At 64.8% G+C, this 17,159-nt stretch carries 16 protein-coding genes and 1 tRNA gene; 14 read left to right on the top strand and 3 right to left on the bottom strand.

The genetic code is table 11. The features are described 5' to 3' along the window. Nucleotides 1-3 precede the first annotated feature (3 nt). Nucleotides 4-1,116, top strand: coding sequence for a glycosyltransferase family 1 protein (locus AB1384_05015; protein ID MEW6553627.1), 1,113 nt, complete (start codon nucleotides 4-6; stop codon nucleotides 1,114-1,116). Here the strand turns inward: AB1384_05015 and AB1384_05010 are convergent, their stop codons facing one another. Both AB1384_05010 and AB1384_05005 read right to left on the bottom strand, forming a co-directional pair. Further along, nucleotides 1,117-2,211 (bottom strand): hypothetical protein, encoded by a 1,095-nt coding sequence (locus AB1384_05010; protein ID MEW6553626.1) that lies wholly within the window; start codon nucleotides 2,209-2,211, stop codon nucleotides 1,117-1,119. 58 nt (nucleotides 2,212-2,269) lie between these two features. Further along, nucleotides 2,270-3,553, bottom strand: a complete 1,284-nt coding sequence (locus AB1384_05005; GenBank protein MEW6553625.1) for a UDP-glucose/GDP-mannose dehydrogenase family protein — start codon at nucleotides 3,551-3,553, stop codon at nucleotides 2,270-2,272. Between the two features lie 240 nt (nucleotides 3,554-3,793). Here AB1384_05005 and AB1384_05000 point away from each other — a divergent pair, with 240 nt between their 5' ends. The 13 genes from AB1384_05000 (at nucleotide 3,794) to AB1384_04940 (ending at nucleotide 15,880) form a co-directional block, all read left to right on the top strand. Beyond that, nucleotides 3,794-4,606 (top strand): hypothetical protein, encoded by an 813-nt coding sequence (locus tag AB1384_05000; GenBank protein ID MEW6553624.1) that lies wholly within the window; start codon nucleotides 3,794-3,796, stop codon nucleotides 4,604-4,606. 118 nt (nucleotides 4,607-4,724) lie between these two features. Next, nucleotides 4,725-5,144, top strand: a complete 420-nt coding sequence (locus tag AB1384_04995; GenBank protein ID MEW6553623.1) for an EamA family transporter — start codon at nucleotides 4,725-4,727, stop codon at nucleotides 5,142-5,144. A 29-nt stretch (nucleotides 5,145-5,173) separates the two neighbouring features. After that, nucleotides 5,174-6,334 carry a glycosyltransferase family 1 protein gene (locus AB1384_04990; GenBank protein MEW6553622.1) on the top strand — a complete coding sequence of 387 codons (1,161 nt, stop codon included), beginning with the start codon at nucleotides 5,174-5,176 and terminating at the stop codon, nucleotides 6,332-6,334. Between the two features lie 2 nt (nucleotides 6,335-6,336). Next, nucleotides 6,337-7,311, top strand: a complete 975-nt coding sequence (locus AB1384_04985; GenBank protein ID MEW6553621.1) for a glycosyltransferase — start codon at nucleotides 6,337-6,339, stop codon at nucleotides 7,309-7,311. Then, nucleotides 7,308-8,171, top strand: coding sequence for a glycosyltransferase family 2 protein (locus tag AB1384_04980; GenBank protein MEW6553620.1), 864 nt, complete (start codon nucleotides 7,308-7,310; stop codon nucleotides 8,169-8,171). The genes AB1384_04985 and AB1384_04980 overlap by 4 nt, the downstream gene beginning before the upstream one ends. 6 nt (nucleotides 8,172-8,177) lie before the next feature. Beyond that, nucleotides 8,178-9,251 carry a glycosyltransferase gene (locus tag AB1384_04975; protein MEW6553619.1) on the top strand — a complete coding sequence of 358 codons (1,074 nt, stop codon included), beginning with the start codon at nucleotides 8,178-8,180 and terminating at the stop codon, nucleotides 9,249-9,251. A gap of 135 nt (nucleotides 9,252-9,386) precedes the next feature. Then, nucleotides 9,387-10,247, top strand: a complete 861-nt coding sequence (locus tag AB1384_04970; GenBank protein MEW6553618.1) for a glycosyltransferase family 2 protein — start codon at nucleotides 9,387-9,389, stop codon at nucleotides 10,245-10,247. After that, a complete protein-coding gene (locus AB1384_04965) occupies nucleotides 10,244-11,200 on the top strand; it encodes a GDP-mannose 4,6-dehydratase (GenBank protein MEW6553617.1) in 957 nt (318 codons plus the stop codon). The genes AB1384_04970 and AB1384_04965 overlap by 4 nt, the downstream gene beginning before the upstream one ends. A gap of 35 nt (nucleotides 11,201-11,235) precedes the next feature. Further along, on the top strand, nucleotides 11,236-12,348 hold the full coding sequence (locus AB1384_04960; GenBank protein ID MEW6553616.1) for an NDP-sugar synthase: 1,113 nt from the start codon (nucleotides 11,236-11,238) through the stop codon (nucleotides 12,346-12,348). Nucleotides 12,349-12,448: 100 nt separating this feature from the next. Beyond that, nucleotides 12,449-13,402 carry a GDP-mannose 4,6-dehydratase gene (locus tag AB1384_04955; protein MEW6553615.1) on the top strand — a complete coding sequence of 318 codons (954 nt, stop codon included), beginning with the start codon at nucleotides 12,449-12,451 and terminating at the stop codon, nucleotides 13,400-13,402. Between the two features lie 52 nt (nucleotides 13,403-13,454). Next, nucleotides 13,455-14,711, top strand: a complete 1,257-nt coding sequence (locus AB1384_04950; GenBank protein MEW6553614.1) for an adenosylhomocysteinase — start codon at nucleotides 13,455-13,457, stop codon at nucleotides 14,709-14,711. A gap of 479 nt (nucleotides 14,712-15,190) precedes the next feature. Beyond that, the gene (locus tag AB1384_04945) at nucleotides 15,191-15,613 is read left to right on the top strand and encodes a hypothetical protein (protein ID MEW6553613.1); all 423 of its coding nucleotides are present in this window, start codon (nucleotides 15,191-15,193) and stop codon (nucleotides 15,611-15,613) included. Between the two features lie 193 nt (nucleotides 15,614-15,806). Continuing rightward, nucleotides 15,807-15,880 (top strand) — tRNA-Ala (locus AB1384_04940). Between the two features lie 161 nt (nucleotides 15,881-16,041). Here the strand turns inward: AB1384_04940 and AB1384_04935 are convergent. After that, nucleotides 16,042-17,079, bottom strand: coding sequence for a patatin-like phospholipase family protein (locus tag AB1384_04935; GenBank protein MEW6553612.1), 1,038 nt, complete (start codon nucleotides 17,077-17,079; stop codon nucleotides 16,042-16,044). Nucleotides 17,080-17,159 lie beyond the last annotated feature (80 nt).

The following is a 17,159-nucleotide window of genomic DNA, read 5'->3' as shown; positions in this document are numbered from 1 at the left end:
AAATTGCGCGCGGCCATCTTCGCGGACCAGCTCTTCTACGACCAGCCCGGGGGTATCGGCACCTACCTGCGCCACCTGGTGCCCGGCCTGGCGGGGCGGCTGGACGGACAGCTGGTGCTGGCCCATCACGGGTCCGGGAGCGGCCAGCTCTTCCCCGGCCTGGACGCGGTGGAAGAGGCGTGCCTGCCGGCTCGTCGCGACGCCATGGGGCTGGCCTGGCACGGCGTGGGCCGGCCGTACCTGGAGCGCTACCTGGGCGGGCTCGACCTCGTGCACGCGCCTTCCCTGGTGTTCCCGCCGTCACGCGCCCCCCTGGTGGCCACCGTACACGACCTCTGTATCCTCAAGTACCCGGGGGCTTTCCCGTTGCGCTGGAATCTCTTTCACCAGCGCGGCCTGCGCCTTATCCTGCGGCATGCCCGCGTGATCCTCGCGGACTCCCACAGCACCGGTGACGACCTGCGCTCCCTCATCGGCAAGGGCGATCCCCGCGTCAGGGTCGTGCCCCTGGGCGTGGACGTGCCCGACAGCCCAGGCCGGGAGGAGATCGAGGAGGTCCTGGCCAGGCACGGCCTGAAACCGGGCTACATACTCTTCGTCGGCACGGTGGAACCGCGCAAGAACCTGCACCGCCTGGTGCGGGCTTACGAGGCCTTCAGCGCCGAGGAGAAGAGGAAGAGCGGAGAGCTGGTCCTGGTCGGGGCGCCGGGATGGATGGGCCGGCGCGAGCTGTCGCGCATCCTCTCCCAGGCGGGGGTGCGCTGGCTCGGTTTTCTTCCCCAGCGGGAACTGGAGGCCGTCTACCGCGGGGCGACCATCTTCGTCTATCCCTCCGTCTACGAGGGGTTCGGGCTGCCGGTGCTGGAGGCCATGGCGCGGGGCATCCCGGTGGTCACCTCCGACAGCTCGTCCCTGCGCGAGGTGGGCGAAGGGGCGGCGCTGCTGGTCGACCCGGGAGACCCCATGGACCTGAGGAAAGCCATGCGGCGCCTCCTCGACGACGAGGACATGCGTGGTGAGCTGGCCGAGAGGGGGATGGACAGGGCCGCCGCATATCGCTGGGAGAGCACCATCGAGTCGACCGCACATGCTTACGAGGACGCGGCGGGCCGGTGATCAGCGCATGGAGAACCCCGGCTTCTGAGCCGGCTTGACCTCCACCAGCAGCTCCCCCTGCTTCGAGAACTCCCAGTCCACGAGCGAATCCACGTCCAGCGCCATCTCGTAGAGCCCCTGGGCCATGCCCACGGTCAGCAGGTGGGCTGCGGCATTCTCGATGCGCAGGCGCAGGCCCCGCGTACCCATCCTGATCATGCGCAGGTTGCCCAGGCCCCGCAGGGCGAGCTGGGTGCGGAACTCGTCCTCGTTCTGCACCTGGTCGATGGAGTAGAAGCCCGTCTTGGTGAAACGGCGCTGCGCCTCGATGACCACGGAGGGGATGGTGTCGCCCAGCTCGGTGCGGAGCGCCTCGAAGACGCGGTCCAGGAACTCCCCTCCCAGCATGGCCATGCGCTTGCCGGTCTGGACGTTTTCTATGATGCCCTCCTCGAGGTACCAGCGGAACCCCGCCAGCGCCTTGGGGCTGCCGCAGCCGGCACACCGCTCGAGCTCGAGATCGCCGTCGTGGTGCTCGTATCCCTCCAAGGCCAGCTTCTTCTTGAGGGTGTCGGGGTACTCGGTCCAGCTGGTGGTGAACTCGTACAGGTGCGGGGCCACCTCCTCGTAGGTCACGGCATGCTCTCCGCCCACGGCTGTGGACAGCACTCCCGCCAGGTTCCCGGCCGCCTCGGGCACGGAGAAGGGCCTGAACACGCGCTGCTTGTAGTAGTCATCCGCATCGCCCTCGTAGCGGAGATCAACGAACTCGTATCTGCCGAAGCCCAGCACGTGGCAGTAGAGGATCACGGAGTTGACCAGGAAGCCCAGGTCTATCTGGCGGGAGCGGATCAGTCCCTTCAGCTCGTCCGGTATGAGACGCTCCATATAGACGGCGGCCCCCCGCGCGCTGATGTTCTGGACCAGCTCCTCGACGGGGAAGCCGATGATGATGCCGATGTTGGCGAAGAGGGGGTCCAGGTTCTGGCATTCCATGAAGATCATGCGGGCGGTCTCGCTGGTCCTCTGGATGATGTCCCCGTTGTTCAGCCAGGCTTGCCCCGCGCTGAAGGACGCAGGTATGCCGCATTCCGGGCAGGTGCTCACTTCCAGCATTTGCGCTTCCTCGTTTTTGTCTCGCTATATAGAGATGTCGGTAGGAAGCGGCGAGTCCTTAACGGCCGATGCCTTCGTAGTTGAAGCCGAGGCGGCGGAGGGCAAGGGGCTCCAGGCAGTTGCGGGCGTCCAGGATCTCCAGGCTCTTCATCACTTCTCCCACCCTGCGGAAGTCCTGCATCTTCAGCTCGTCCCAGTCGGTGAGGAGCAGAAGGAGGTCGGCGCCCTCGGCCGCGGCCAGTGCGTCCTGTGCGTATTCCAGATCGGGGAGGACCTCGCGGGCATTATCCATGGCCTGGGGGTCGTAGGCGCGTACCCTCGCCCCTTTCTCCAAGAGCATGCGCGCGATCTCCATGGCGGGGGAATCCCTCACGTCGTCCGTGTTGGGCTTGAAGGCGAGGCCCCAGACGGCGATGTTCTGGTCCGCCAGCCCACCCAGGCGGCGCTCCGCTTTCCTGACCGTCAGCCGGATCTGCTCCTGGTTGACCTGCATCACGCCCTCCAGGAGGTGGAAATGGTAGCCGGAACCCCGCGCGATCTCGATGAGGGCCTTGCAGTCCTTGGGGAAGCAGGAGCCCCCGAAACCGGGGCCCGAGCGCAGGAACTCGAAACCGATCCGGCGGTCGTACCCCATGCCCATGGCCACCTCCTTCACGTCGGCGTCCACTGCCTCGCATATGTTGGCGATGGCGTTGATGAAGGAAACCTTGGTGGCCAGAAAGGCGTTGGAGGCGTACTTGATCATCTCGGCGCTGGCCGGGTCGGTGATGAAGAGTGGCGCGTTGAGGGGCCGGTACAGCTCGGCCATGATCCCGGCGGCCTTCTGGCTCTCGGTGCCGATGACGATGCGGTCCGGGCTGGTGAAATCGCGCACCGCCGTGCCCTCGCGCAGGAACTCGGGGTTGGAGATGACGTCGAACTCCTCGCCGTCCGCCCTCTCCTTGATGACCTTCTCCACCAGGCGCGTCGAGCCCACGGGCATGGTGCTCTTGTTGACGATCACCTTGTATCCCCTTATGGAGGAGGCGATCTCCGAAGCGGCCGCGATGACGAAGGACATGTCGGCCTCCCCCTCCTCGCCCTGGGGGGTGCCGACGGTGATGAACACTATATCCGATGCGCGCACGGCCTCATCGGTGTCGGTGGTAAAGGTGAGGCTTCGGTCCAGGTTGCGGGAGATCAGCTCCGGGAGCCCGACCTCGTAGATGGTCACTTCCCCCTGGTTGAGACGCTGGATCTTCCCCTTGTCCTTGTCCACTCCCACCACGGTGTGTCCCAGGTCCGCGAAACAGGCCCCGGTCACCAGTCCCACGTATCCGGTGCCGATAACAGCTATCTTCATGCGCTTCACCCGCTCCTCTCTCGTACTTGTCTCCCTGCAAGGATACAGCCATCGGGCACACGATTTCAAACCGGCGAGGCCGGGGCGGGACGGTCTCTTCCGCCGCGCGCGGCCGGCCACCGCGGTGGGGCAGGACCCCGGTTGGAAGTCCCGGCGTCATAGGAATTAAAATGGAGGGCGCGGGGAAAGGAACGGAGAAGCCGGCGTGGACGGGAGACTCTTAGGGAGAGCGAGACGGACTTGAGAAGAACTATGGTCATGACCGTGGTGCTGCTGGCGGCGGCCCTGACGCCCGTGGCGGGCTGCGGGGGCGGCGACGCTACCGCCTGGCTCGAGGACTGCGGGCAGGCGGTCGCGGAGTACGACAACCAGGGCGGCTACCTCCACTTCGAGCAGGACCTGGCATACCTCCTGTTGACGGAGGAGGGGGAGTTCGAGCAGAACCTGCGGGTCGCCGGGGACATCGTCCTGCCCGACCGCGAGACCTACGAATACGCGGAGACGGTAAGCAGCTCCCGGCAGCCGGGACAGACACAGGAGAACGCCTTCACCTACCTTACGCTGGACGGGGGCACGACGGCCTACGTGCAGGGGGAGCGGCTGTCGCAGCAACTGGGCGTGGTCGGTTGGATACATTACCGGCCCCTCTCCGACCAGAACCGTTACTTCGACTACACCGCGCTCATGACCAGCCTGGCCGACATGGGCGAGAAGCCGGAATTCGTGGGCTACGAGGACTCGGGCGGAGAGCGCTGTGCACACCTGCGCTACCTTGCCAGCAGCCAGGAGCTGATCAACACGCGCGTCGCCCAGGACCCCTCCTTCGCGGCACAGTTCGAGGGCCTTGACCTGGGGGAAGTCATGGGGGAACTGCTGGTGGAGATATGGATAGGGGCGGCGGACAAGCTGCCGCGCCAGGTGGCCATGGACCAGTCGTTCAGCCTCGAGGGCGGCAAGAGCAGCACGACCCGGCTGGTCTTCGTCTTCTCCGGGTATGGCGGGGAGCCCCCCGTCCCCATCGAGGCGCCCGCCTTCGCCAACGAGGCCTTCTGAGGGCCTGGCCCGCTCTCGACTGAAGCCGTCACGCGAGGCTGATATAATACGCCTGAAATGCCCTAACCCGCGGGGATATCCTCCCGGTGAGCGGGGCGCCAGTCTACAAGGAGGAGAGATGGAAGCAGCAGTCAAGCCGGTGATGTACGTCATGATCATAGTCAGCGTGGGACTGGCCATCGGTGGTCAGATCTGCCTGCGGCGGGGCATGAGCGAGATCAAGGACAGGACGGGCATGGGTGCCGGCGACCTCATGAAGAAGCCGGCCACCTTCATCAAGGAGATCGCCACCAACTGGGTCGTCGTACTGGGACTGGTTCTCTTCGTGGCCTCGGCGCTGTGCTGGCTGATCGTGCTCACGGACGTGCCGTTGGGCGTGGCCTATCCCTTCGTCAGTCTGACCTACATCGTGGTCATGTTCTACGACAAGTTCTTCGAGAACCGCGAGATCCTGACCTTGAACTGGATAGGGCTGGTGGCCATCGTCGCGGGGATAATCCTCATCAACTGGGGGCAGTGGAACACGGCGAGCCCCTGAGAGCGCAAAGTCTTTACGGCGGGTAGGATATGAAGGTCGTTTGCGACGGCACCCCCTTTCTCCTCGAGAAGACGGGGATAGGGCATTACACCGAAAACCTTGCCGCCCATATCCTGCGCCTGAGACCGCAGTTGGAACTCGAGCTCTTCGCCTTGTCCCTGCGGGCCGGGCACCGCCTGAAGAAGGTCTCGCCGCCCCTCGAGGGGGTGAGGGCCCGGGGGTTTAACCTCCCCGCCAACTTCCTCTACTACACCTGGTGGAAGAGGACGGACCTCTTTCCGGCGGAGTCTCTCCTGGGCGATTTCGATATATTTCACGCCACCAATTACCAGGCGCCCGCCCTGCGGAGGGCGCGCCTGGTCTCGACGGTGCACGATATCAACTTCGTGCGTTTCCCGGAGATGCAGTCCAAGGGAATCAGGCGCTTCATCTCCTCCCTCCCCGGACTGCTCGAAGCATCGCGCGTGGTGCTGGCCGACTCGCGATTCACCGCCCGCGAGCTGGCGGAGGTCTACGAGCTTCCTCCCGAGAAGGTGAGGGTGGTCTATCCGGGCCTGGACCCGGTCTTCTTGGAGGAGCCCTCCGAGGAGGAGGCGGATATGGCCCTGCGGGCATACTGCCTGGAGCCCCCGTACCTGGCTTACATCGGTAACCTGCACCCCCGCAAGAACCTGGCGACCCTGCTGGAGGCGTTCGCCTTGCTGCGTGAGGCGGGCCTGGAGCACCGGCTGGCGGTCATCGGCGGGGGCGGACTGGGCAGGTTGAACAACATCGAATACCGCAAGCTCATGTTCAGGGTGGAGGACCTTGGCCTCGAGGAAGAGGTGGTCTTCACGGGATACGTCCCCGACGAGCGCCTGAAATCCCTGCTGGTGCGGGCGGACATGCTGGTGTTCCCGTCCATCTACGAGGGCTTCGGACTGCCTCCCCTGGAGGCCATGGCCTGCGGGGTGCCGGTGATAACGTCGAGCCGCGCCTCTCTGCCCGAGGTGGTGGGCGACGCGGCCCTGCTCCTCGATGACCCCCTGGAGCCCGGGGAGATCGCCGCCAGGGTCGAGACCCTCATCTCCGACCCGGCGCTCCGCTCCAGCCTGGTGGAGAAGGGGCGGGAAAGGGCCCGGGTCTTCACCTGGGAGAAGGCCGCCGCCGAAGTGCTGGAAGTCTACGACCACATCATGGAGGAGGTCTAGGATTGTCCGCGGGAAACGAGGCCGCACGGGAACGGGTGACCCTTATCGCCACGGTGCTGAACGAGGCCGGTAACCTGGGGGAATGGTGGGCGAGCATCGTGGGCCAGTCGCGCCTGCCCGACGAGGTGGTGGTGGTCGACGGCGGATCCCGCGACGGCACCCTGGAGCTGCTGCGCTCACTGGCAGCCGCGGCGCCTTTCGAGGCGCGCATCGAGGTGTGCGAAGGCTGCAACATAGCCCGCGGCAGGAACGAGGCCTTCAGGCTGGCCTCGCAGGAGACCATCGCCGTGACCGACGCGGGGTGTGTGCTCGGGCCTTACTGGCTGGAGAGGCTCATCGCGCCCCTGGAGGAGGACGCGCGGGTCCAACTGGTGGCGGGCTTCTACCAGCCCCTCACCGGCGGATGGTTCGAGGAGTTGTCCGCCTGCGCCACCCTGCCGCTGCCCCGGGAAGTGCGCGAGGGCCGCTTCATGCCCTCATCGCGCTCCCTGGCCCTGCGGCGCGAGGTGTGGGAGGTGGTGGGCGGCTACCCGGAGTGGCTGGAGATCGGTGAGGACATGTACTTCAACCATGCCTGGAAGAAACTGGGTATAAAACACGTCATGGCCAGGGACGCCCTCGTCTACTGGAGGATGAGGCGGGACCTGCGCTCCCTGCTGCGGCAGTATTTTCTCTATGCCCGCGGTGACGGACAGGCCGGCATGTACCCCCAGCGGCACCTGGTGCGCTTCGCCACCTATGCATGGCTGGCGTTCTGCGCCGTATCGCCGCGCGGGCGGCGGCTGGCGGGGCCGACCGCGGCGGCGGCGTGTGCCTACGCGGGCAGGCGCTGGATGCGTATCCCCTCCTACATGCAGGGGCGTCCGGCGCGGGAGCAGGCGGCGGCGGTGCCAGGCGTCGCCCTGCTCATGCTGGCCATAGACGCCGCCAAGATGGCCGGTTACCTGGCGGGCCTCGCGGGGGGGAAACGACGGTGAGGGCGGCGCTGGTGATCGTCAACTACAACACCGCGCCGGACCTGCGCAGGTGCCTGCAGTCCGCGGCGGAGCGCCTCGCAGGCGTGGAGGTCCTTGTGGTGGACAACGGCTCCACCGACGGCAGCAGGGAGATGGTCCGGGACGGTTTCCCCCACGTGCGGCTGGTGGAAAACCCCGGGAACCCCGGCTATGCTTCCGCCTGCAACCGCGGCATCGCGGCCACCTCGCAGCCCTACGTCTTCATCCTCAACAGCGACGTGGAGTTCCTGTCGGGCGGCCTGGACGAGGTACTGGACCGCATGGAGTCGGACCCCGCCATCGGGGCCCTCGGGCCCATGGTCCTCAACAGCGACGGCAGCGTGCAGATGTCCTGCCGCCGCTTCCCCTCCATGTTCGCCAGCATGGTGCACGGGTTCCTGGGCGATATCTGGCCCGGCAACCCGCTTACCATGAAATACCAGATGAAGAACATGTGCCGCGACGGGCCCTGCGAAGTGGACTGGATATCCGGGGCGGCCATGCTGCTGCGCCGGGAGGCGGCCGAGCGCGTCGGCGGCTTCGACGAGACCTATTTCATGTACGTGGAGGACGTGGACATCTGCTGGCGCCTGCGCGAGGCCGGGTACCGCGTGGTGTACGACCCCGCCATGCGCCTGTTGCACCATATCGGCAGGACCAGCTCCCAGCAGTCGGTGCGAATGCTCTACCAGCACCACCGCAGCATGTTCATCTACTGCCGCAAGCGGTACCGGGGGGGCAGGGGGATGGCGCTGCTGCCCCTTGTGCTGGCCGGGCTGGCCGCCAGGTTCACGCTGGCGCTGCTGCTGCGGGCGATAAGGAGAGAAGGGAAGGGCGGGTAGGTCTTCTTGAGGGTATGTTTCGTCGCCGGCAGGGAACCGGGGTACCAGCGTAACCGCGTACTCATGCGCGCCCTGCGCGCCGCCGGCATAGAGTTGAGCGAGGCCACCTCGCAGGCGTCCAACTACGCGCTGCGCTACACGGCCGTGTTCTGGCGCCTGCTGCGGCAGCGCGGGTCCCGGCCGGACCTCTATTTCGTGGGTTTTTTGGGCCACCCCATCGTGCCCGTCCTGAGGGCACTGGGCGGCAAACCCATCGCCTTCGACCCCTTCATCTCCGTCTTCGACACCCTCTGCAACGACCGCAGGCGCTTCGAGCCGGATTCGCTGGCGGGAAAGCTGTGCTTCAAGCTGGACCAGTGGGCGTGCCAGGCGGCCGACCTGGTCTTTTTAGATACCGACACCCACATCGAGTACTTCGCCTCCGACTTCTCGCAGCCGCGGGAGAAATTCCACCGCATCTGGGTGGGAGCCGACGACCGCCTCTATTTCCCGCGAATGCCGGAGAAGGACGCGCACGGCGATGCCGTCGAGGTCTTCTACTACGCGACCTTCCAGCCCCTGCATGGCGTGGACGTGGTCCTCGGGGCAGCGGAGCTGCTTGAGGGCCGCAAGGACATCCGCTTCCACCTGGTGGGAAAGGGGCCGGAGCTGAGGAGGCTGCGCGGACAGCTGCAATCCAGGCTGGATGGTGGAAACTGCGTTTGGGAGCAGTGGGTGCCGGAAGAGAGACTGCCCGAACGCATCGCCCGGGCCGACATCTGCCTGGGCGGCCACTTCTCGTCCATGCCCAAGGCGGCCAGGGTGATCTCCGGCAAGACCTACCAGTTCCTGGCCATGCGCAAGGCGGTGATCGTCGGGGACAACCCCGCCAACCGGGAACTGCTCCGGGACGGGGAGGACGCGTTCTTCGTGGCCATGGGCGACCCCGAGGCCCTGGCAGCGGCAATCAGCAGGCTGGCCGGGGATCCCGGTATGCGCAGCGACCTGGCCGAGCGCGGCTACCGGACCTATCTGGACAACTGCACGCCGGAGGCCCTAGCCGGCCAGCTGGCGTCTCTCCTTGCGGGACTGGCCGGGTGACCTCCGACCGAGACCCCGCTTCCGTGGCCCCTCCTGCCCGCGATGTTTTGACCTTTATTCGCGGTGGACATAGAATGATTTGCGAGTTTTCGTTCCCTTTTACGCGTACGGCTGTGGGAAACAGAGAGGAAAAACATGGACGTCAGCCTGGTGATACCCGTCTACAACGAGGAGGAGGCCATCGAGGAGGTGCTGCGCAGCGCCCTGGAGACCTTCAAGGCCACCGCGTATGAGTGGGAGATAATCGTGGTGGACGACTGCTCCACGGACAGCACACCGCAGAAGGTAGCCGCTTTCCCCGAGGTAAGCATGGTCCGCCACCCCTACAACATGGGGGGAGGCACCGCCCGCAGCACCGGAATCAGGCAGGCCAGCGGGGAGATAGTGGTGGTCACCGACGGGGACGGCACCTATCCCATCGACGACATCCCGCGCCTGCTGGACGAGATGTACGACTGCGACATGGTGGTGGGTGCGCGCACCAGGGAAGCGGGGACCATGAAGCTCATCCGCGTCCCCACCAAGTTCGTCATCCGCAAACTGGCGGAGTTCATCAGCGGCAACAAGATACCCGACCTCAATTCCGGCCTGCGCGCCATGCGCAGGGAGGCGGTCCTGCCTTACCTGGGTATGCTGCCCTCCGGCCATTCCTGGGTGAGCACCATCACCCTGGCCATGCTCAACAACTCCCGCCCCGTCAAGTACGTGCCCATCGACTACTACGAGCGCAAAGGGAAGTCGACCTTTCATCCCTTGAGGGACACCGGTTACTACATCATGACCATCTTCCGTACCATTACCTGGTTCAGCCCGCTGAAGATATTCCTGCCCATAGCCACGGTGCTGCTGATGGGCGGTTTCGTAAAGGCCATCCTGGACATGTCGCGCTACAACTGGCATATCGCCGCCAGCACCGTGATCCTGCTCCTGGGCGGACTGCAGGTACTGGTCCTGGGGCTCATCGCGGACATGATAGCCAAGAGGAGCGGCCTGTGACCGCGAGGGTCCTCATCACCGGGGCGGACGGCTTCGTGGGCCGTTACCTGGCATCTTTTCTCTCCGGGGAGGATGGGACCGAGGTGCTGGGTATCGACATGCGGCCGCCCCGTGGCGGGGCCCCCTGGGACCGCTGCGCCTTCGAGGTCTGCGACCTCCTCGACCGGGAGCTGGTCTTCTCGAGCGTCGAGAGGTTCAGGCCCGACTACGTCTTCCACCTCGCCGCCCAGAGCTCGGTGCGGCGCTCCTGGGACGACCCGCGCTTCACCTACGACATCGCCCTCTACGGGCAGGCCAACCTCTTCGACGCCCTGCGCGAAGCGGAGGTGGACGCCCGGGTGCACGTCGCCTGCTCCGCCGAGGAGTACGGCAGGGTGAGGGAGGAGGAGCTGCCAATAGCCGAGGACCACCCACTGCGTCCGGCCAGCCCCTATGCGCTCAGCAAGGTGATGCAGGACTACCATGCCGTCTTCTCCTACCAGGCCTACGGGACCAGGACCGTGGTCACCCGGGCCTTCAACATGATCGGGCCTGGGCAGTCACCGGAGTTCGTGGTCTCCGATTTCGCGCGCCAGATCGCCGCGGCCGAGGCCGGGCGGGGGGAGCCGGTGATAAGGGTGGGGAACCTGGAGGCCAGGCGCGACTTCGCCGACGTGCGAGACCTGGTCGACGCCTACTGGCTGCTGGTGCGGGAGGGGGCGCCGGGGCAGTCCTACAACGTATGCAGCGGCCGGGACCATGCCGTCTCCGAGGTGCTGGAGACACTACTCGCGCTGGGGGAGGTGCCCATCCGCGTGGAGGTGGACCCGGCCCGCCTGCGCAAGACCGACATCCCGGTGCTGCGGGGGGATAACCGCAAGATGCGGGAGCTGGTGGAGTGGACGCCGCGGTACTCCATGGAGGAGACACTGCGCGATGTGCTGGACTGGTGGAGGAAAGAGCTGGCCGGTTGAGGGCTGCCGGCAAAGATGAGAGCGGAGGTTGAGCCATGCAGGCGGTTATCCTGGTAGGCGGCCAGGGCACGCGGTTACGCCCGCTGACCCTGACCGTGCCCAAACCCATGCTGCCCCTTATGAACCGTCCCTTCCTGGAGTTCCAGATCAACCTGTGCCTCAGGCACGGTATCAGGGACATCGTACTCTCCACCGCATACAAGCCCGAGGTCTTCGCGGACTATTTCGGTGACGGCAGCCGCCTCGGGGTCAAGCTCACCTGCGTGACCGAGGACGAGCCCCTGGACACCTGCGGCGCGGTGAAAAACGTGGAGCGCCACATCTCCGGCACCTTCCTGGTCTTCAACGGCGACGTCCTCACCGACCTGGACCTCACCAGCCTCATCGCCTTCCACCGCTCCAAGGGCGGCAAGGCCACCCTCTACCTCACCCGCGTAGAGGACCCCACCGCCTACGGACTGGTCCCCCTGGACCGCCAGGGCCGCATCACCGAGTTCCTGGAGAAGCCGTCGTGGGACGAGGTGGTGACCGACCTCATCAACGCCGGCACCTATGTCCTGGAGCCCGAGCTCCTGCAGCGCGTGCCGGCGGGGGAAAGGTACTCCTTCGAGCGCCAGCTCTTCCCCGGGCTGCTCGAGGACGGCATCGGCATGTACGGTTTTCCCAACGACGCCTACTGGATGGACATCGGGACGCCCGCCAAGTACCTGCAGGCGCATTACGACATCCTCAGCCGCATGATGCCCTTCGATTTCCGCGGAGAAATGGTGAAGCCGTCGGTGTGGGCGGAGGAGGGCGTGGATATCTCTCCCGAGGCCGCGGTCTTCGGCCCGGCGGTCATCGGGCCGGGTTGCCGCATCGCTCCCCATGCCACCGTCTCCAGCAACTGTGTCCTCGGGGCGGGGTGCGAGATAGGGGAGGGCGCCCACCTGGAGGGGGCGGTGCTGCACGACGGCTGCCGCGTCGGCGCCGACAGCGTGCTGCGGCGCTGCGTACTGGCCGCAGGGGTCACGGTGGGAGAGAAGGTGCATGTGTCCGACCAGGCGGTCCTTGGCGGCGGGGTGGAGGTCGGGGACGACAACGACCTCAAGTGCGGCATCAAGGTGTGGCCGCGGTCGAAGATACCCCACTCCACCGTGCGCTTCTGAGAGCTATGGAAAAGAAGGACCTTCGCAGGCATAATGGACGGATGAAGAAGGGCCGCCGCGGGCGGCGGGGGCACGAGATGAAGAGACAAGGAGGAGAGTCTTGCGTATCCTGATAACCGGCATCACCGGCTTCGTGGGCAGCCACCTGGCCGAATATGCCCTGGGAAAAGAGGGCGTGGAGGTATACGGCGCGGTGCGCTGGCGTTCGCGCATGGACAACATAGAGCACATCGAGGACCGGCTGCACCTCCTCGACTGCGACCTGCGGGACAACGTGGCGGTGAGGAACGCCCTGGCCGAGGTGAGACCGGACTATATATTCCACCTGGCGGCGCAGAGCTTCGTCCCCACCTCCTGGAAGGCCCCCGCCGAGACCCTGACCACCAACATCCTCTCGGAACTCAACCTGCTCGAGTCCATCCGCGACCTCGAGCTGGACACCCGCATACAGGTGGCGGGCTCCAGCGAGGAGTACGGGCTGGTCTTCGAGCACGAGGCCCCCATCAAGGAGGACAACCCCCTGCGCCCCCTCTCTCCCTACGCGGTGAGCAAGGTGGCCCAGGACTACCTGGCCTACCAGTATAACCAGAGCTACGGCATCTTCACCGTGCGCACGCGCGCCTTCAACCACACCGGACCCCGGCGGGGGCAGGTCTTCGTCACCAGCGATTTCTCGCGCCAGGTGGCGCTCATCGAGAAGGGCAGGAAGGAGCCGGTCATCGAGGTGGGCAACCTCGAGGCCAGGCGCGACTTCAGCGACGTGAGGGACATCGTGCGCGGCTACTGGCTGAGCCTGGAGAAGGGCGAGCCGGGGGAGGTCTACAACCTGGGTTCCGGCAGGGCCATCACCATCCAGGCCCTGCTCGACCTCATCCTCTCCATGAGCGATGTCGAGATAGAGGTGCGGCAGATGCCTGAGCGCATGCGCCCCTCCGACGTAGAGCTGCTGCTGTGCGATTACGGCAAGTTCAACCGCGCCACGGGTTGGAAGCCGGAAGTCCCCTTCGAGCAGACCATCAGGGACCTCCTGGACTACTGGCGCGAGCGCGTGTGACAGACGGACGGCCCACAAGGACGTTGGAAAGAGAACCGGCAAGGAGCGTGACATGGACTACGACGTGAAAGACTTATCCCTCGCGGGCGAGGGGCGGCTGAGGATAGAGTGGGCGGAACGGGACATGCCCGTGCTGCGCCAGATCAGGGAGCGCTTCGCGGCGGAGAAGCCCCTGGCCGGGATGCGGGTAGGGGCCTGCCTGCACGTGACCACCGAGACCGCCAACCTCATGATCACCCTCAAGGCGGGGGGGGCGAAGGTGGCCCTTTGCGCCTCCAACCCCCTCTCCACCCAGGACGACGTGGCTGCCTCCCTGGTCAAACACCACAAGATACCCGTCTTCGCCATCCGGGGGGAGAACAACAGGACCTACTATTCCCACATCGATGCCGTGCTCGATATCAACCCCCACGTGACCATGGACGACGGGGCCGACCTCATCTCCACCCTCCACTCCAAGCGCAAGGAGCAGGCGAAGAAGGTGTGGGCGGGGGCGGAGGAGACCACCACCGGGGTAATCCGCCTGCGGGCCATGGCCGACGACAAGGTGCTCCTGTACCCGGTCGTCGCGGTGAACAACGCCAAGACCAAGCACCTCTTCGACAACCGTTTCGGAACCGGGCAGTCCACCCTGGACGGCATCCTGCGCGCCACCAACGTGCTCCTGGCCGGGAGGCGCGTGGTCGTCTACGGCTACGGCATGTGCGGGCGCGGCGTGGCCTCGCGGGCGCGGGGCCTCGGCGCCCACGTCATCGTGGTGGAGGTGGACCCCCTGCGGGCCCTGGAAGCGGTGATGGAGGGCTTCGAGGTGTCGGGGTGCGTGTCCGCGGCGGAGAAGGGGGACCTCTTCATAACCGTCACCGGCGACATCCACGTGCTCCGGGCCGAGCATTTCAGGAAGATGAAGGACGGCGCCATCCTGGCCAATTCCGGCCACTTCAACGTGGAGATAGACATCCCCGCCCTGGAAAAGCTTTCCAAGTCCAGGCGCCGGGTGCGGGAGAACGTGGAGGAGTTCCTGATGAAAGACGGGCGGCGCATCTACCTGCTGGCCGACGGCAGGCTGGTGAACCTGGCCGCCGCCGAGGGCCATCCCGCCTCGGTCATGGACATGTCCTTCGCCAACCAGGCCCTGGTGGTGGAGTACGTAAAGGAATGCCACGCCACCCTGGAGCGGGTGGTCTACGACGTGCCCATCGAGCTGGACGAGGAGATAGCGCGCCTCAAGCTCATGAGCATGGGAGTGGAGATAGACTGCCTCACCCGCGAGCAGGAGCGGTACCTTTGCTCGTGGGATATGGGGACTTGAGGCGTCCGGGCCTTCTTTCGGCCCGAGCCTCCAGGTAACGGTCCCGCTCGCAAGGCCTCACGGAGACCGACCTGGTAGTTCTCGGGCAAGTGGTTGCGCAGACGGAGGCTTTGCCCGGACGCCGCGAAGTCCCCACCGGGGAGCTTATATAGGCGACACCCGGGCGTGGATGCTGCCCTTTAGCCACCTCTATGCGCGGTTGCTTCTTGTTACTCACGGAGTTCGGTTGCTCCCAGACGGCCAACCGGAAGGGGATCATCAATCGAGATCGCCACGTCGCTTCGCTCCTCGCGACATGGTTTCCCGTAACGCGGAAAACCTGGTTCTCGGGCAAGTGGTTGTACAGACGGGCCTCGCCCGAAAGCATATCGCTAGGGCTGTTGCATATTGCTAACCACGTGCGAAGTGTGATAATGGAGGCAACACAAGAAGCGCAGGGTAGGTCCTTTGAGGTCTAACTCGAGGTCTGGAAGGGTGATATGGGGAAGATCACGATTCATGCTGTCAGGCGCCGCTATCCTAATGCGTCGTTTACAGTCGAGTTCTTGCTTGTTTGTATAATATTCTATGTACTCTTATCTCTTTTCGGATGGATCGGCGATCAAGCCGTTCGATTATTCCTTGCCGTGCTCTCGATCTTCTTTGTCGTGCTGGGCATATATACATGGCGAGTAGTCCGTCCCAATTTCACTGACCGCGATGATATGCGATATCGCTCCTTTACGTTTAGATGGACCGGTGGCTATCGTGAACCAGAATTCCTGACCTACGGATCACGCAGACCGTTCATGGGAAAGCCAGAAAAAGATTGGCAGTTCAGAAAAGGCTTCATCGCGATCTTCGAAATGACCTCCGGAGCAATATGTCTCTACTTTTCCATAACCAGATACTTTGCATCTTGATGCACCTTCCCGGTCGTAGGTGGCAGCGCAGGTACGTATAAAAGGAAAAGAGACGGTTTCCCGTCTCTCCCGTAGCTCTTTTCAGAGCCCCCTCCGACGAAGTATCTCTATTCTACCATAACCCAATAAGATATGTCATACATATATTATAAGATATACATGTTTCGTGGAAGCCCGAAGCTGGGAATGGGGAGCCTTCGTAGCTCAGGGGACAGAGCACCCCTCCGGCGAAGGGGAGTTTCGCGGGTTCGAATCCCGCCGGGGGCACCCAATCCAACCCTTGGAGGCCGAAACGGCCGATGAAAGGCCTGGCCGGGCCTGGAGGTCTCGAGGTGAAAAGGGCCGGTGGATATCCCCACTCCCAACCTATCCATGGGCATTGAGCACTGGTCGACCTTGACCAGGAACGCGGATAAACATCCATCCGCTTAAAAGTTTTCTTCTTTCCAGCGGAGATAGATGGACTCGACATCCAGGGTGGAACGCTTCCCCAGGTCGTCGTAGCTCTCGTCGAGCCAGCCCGAGGCCGCGCGGTACCCGATGTCGTGCAGGTGCTCGAGGAACGCCCACTCCGAGTTGAGCTTGCTCGAGACGCCCATGTCCGCGAGTTCGTCCTCGGCGTGGATGCGGTGGAAGAGGACGTCCTTGAACTTCCGGCCCTCCAGGCCTTCTTCGGATATAAGCTCCTTCAGGGCCGCTATCGCCTTTATCTCCTTGATCAGGCTGGCGTTGAAGGTGATCTCGTTGATGCGGTTGAGGATGTCCGGCGCCGTGCGGGGTATCTCTTCCCGGTAGAGGGGGTTGATCTGCACGATGACGATATCCCGGGAGCGGCAGTCGTCCACCAGGGGGAAGAGGGCGGGGTTGCCCATGTAGCCGCCGTCCCAATAGGCCTCGCCGTCTATCTCCACCGCCTGGAAGACCAGGGGCAGGCAGGCGGAGGCCATGACCATGTCCACGGTCATCTCTTGGCGGCGGAAGACCTTCTGCTTGCCGGTGCGTACGTTGGTGGCCACCACGAAGACCTTGATGCCCACGGCGTGGCGCACGTGCTCGAAGTCCACCAGGGAGGAGACCAGGTCGCGCAGGGGATTGAGGTTGAGGGGGTTCAACTGGTAGGGGGAGAACATGCGCGAAAGGGCATCGAAGAAGACGTAGCCGGGCGAGAAGTCCAGGCTCCAGCGGCCGAGGAGCATGTCGGCCCAGGTGCGCTTGAAGGGAGAGTAGGTACCCGCCTTGCTCACCCCGGACCAGAACCTCTGCAGCGCCTGGCGGGCTCCCTCCCGGCCGCCGGTGTCGATGCCGTCGGCCACCACCACCGCGTTCATGGCCCCGGCGCTGGTGCCACAGATGGCCTCGATCTCGATGCGGCCGTCCTCCAGCAGGCGGTCCAGCACCCCCCAGGTGAACGCCCCGTGGGCCCCGCCACCCTGCAGGGCCAGATCGATCACTTTCGGTTTTGCCACCACTCACCTGCCTAGATCGTTGAACTATTGCCAGGCTTCGATATCGATATTCTACCCCGAAGAAGATAAGAATAAGGGAT

The sequence above is a fragment of the Actinomycetota bacterium genome (assembly GCA_040757835.1).
GTDB lineage: Bacteria > Actinomycetota > Geothermincolia > Geothermincolales > RBG-13-55-18 > SURF-21.
This window is presented reverse-complemented; position numbering and strand designations above follow the sequence as displayed.

What these genes read in the sequence shown, in the direction of transcription:
- AB1384_04995 (MEW6553623.1), top strand. Translation starts at nt 4,725, where the DNA reads ATGGAAGCAGCAGTCAAGCCGGTGATGTACGTCATGATCATAGTCAGC.
- AB1384_04970 (MEW6553618.1), top strand. Translation starts at nt 9,387, where the DNA reads ATGGACGTCAGCCTGGTGATACCCGTCTACAACGAGGAGGAGGCCATC.
- AB1384_04990 (MEW6553622.1), top strand. Translation starts at nt 5,174, where the DNA reads ATGAAGGTCGTTTGCGACGGCACCCCCTTTCTCCTCGAGAAGACGGGG.
- AB1384_05005 (MEW6553625.1), bottom strand. Translation starts at nt 3,553, where the DNA reads ATGAAGATAGCTGTTATCGGCACCGGATACGTGGGACTGGTGACCGGG.
- AB1384_04945 (MEW6553613.1), top strand. Translation starts at nt 15,191, where the DNA reads ATGGGGAAGATCACGATTCATGCTGTCAGGCGCCGCTATCCTAATGCG.
- AB1384_05010 (MEW6553626.1), bottom strand. Translation starts at nt 2,211, where the DNA reads ATGCTGGAAGTGAGCACCTGCCCGGAATGCGGCATACCTGCGTCCTTC.
- AB1384_04950 (MEW6553614.1), top strand. Translation starts at nt 13,455, where the DNA reads ATGGACTACGACGTGAAAGACTTATCCCTCGCGGGCGAGGGGCGGCTG.
- AB1384_04960 (MEW6553616.1), top strand. Translation starts at nt 11,236, where the DNA reads ATGCAGGCGGTTATCCTGGTAGGCGGCCAGGGCACGCGGTTACGCCCG.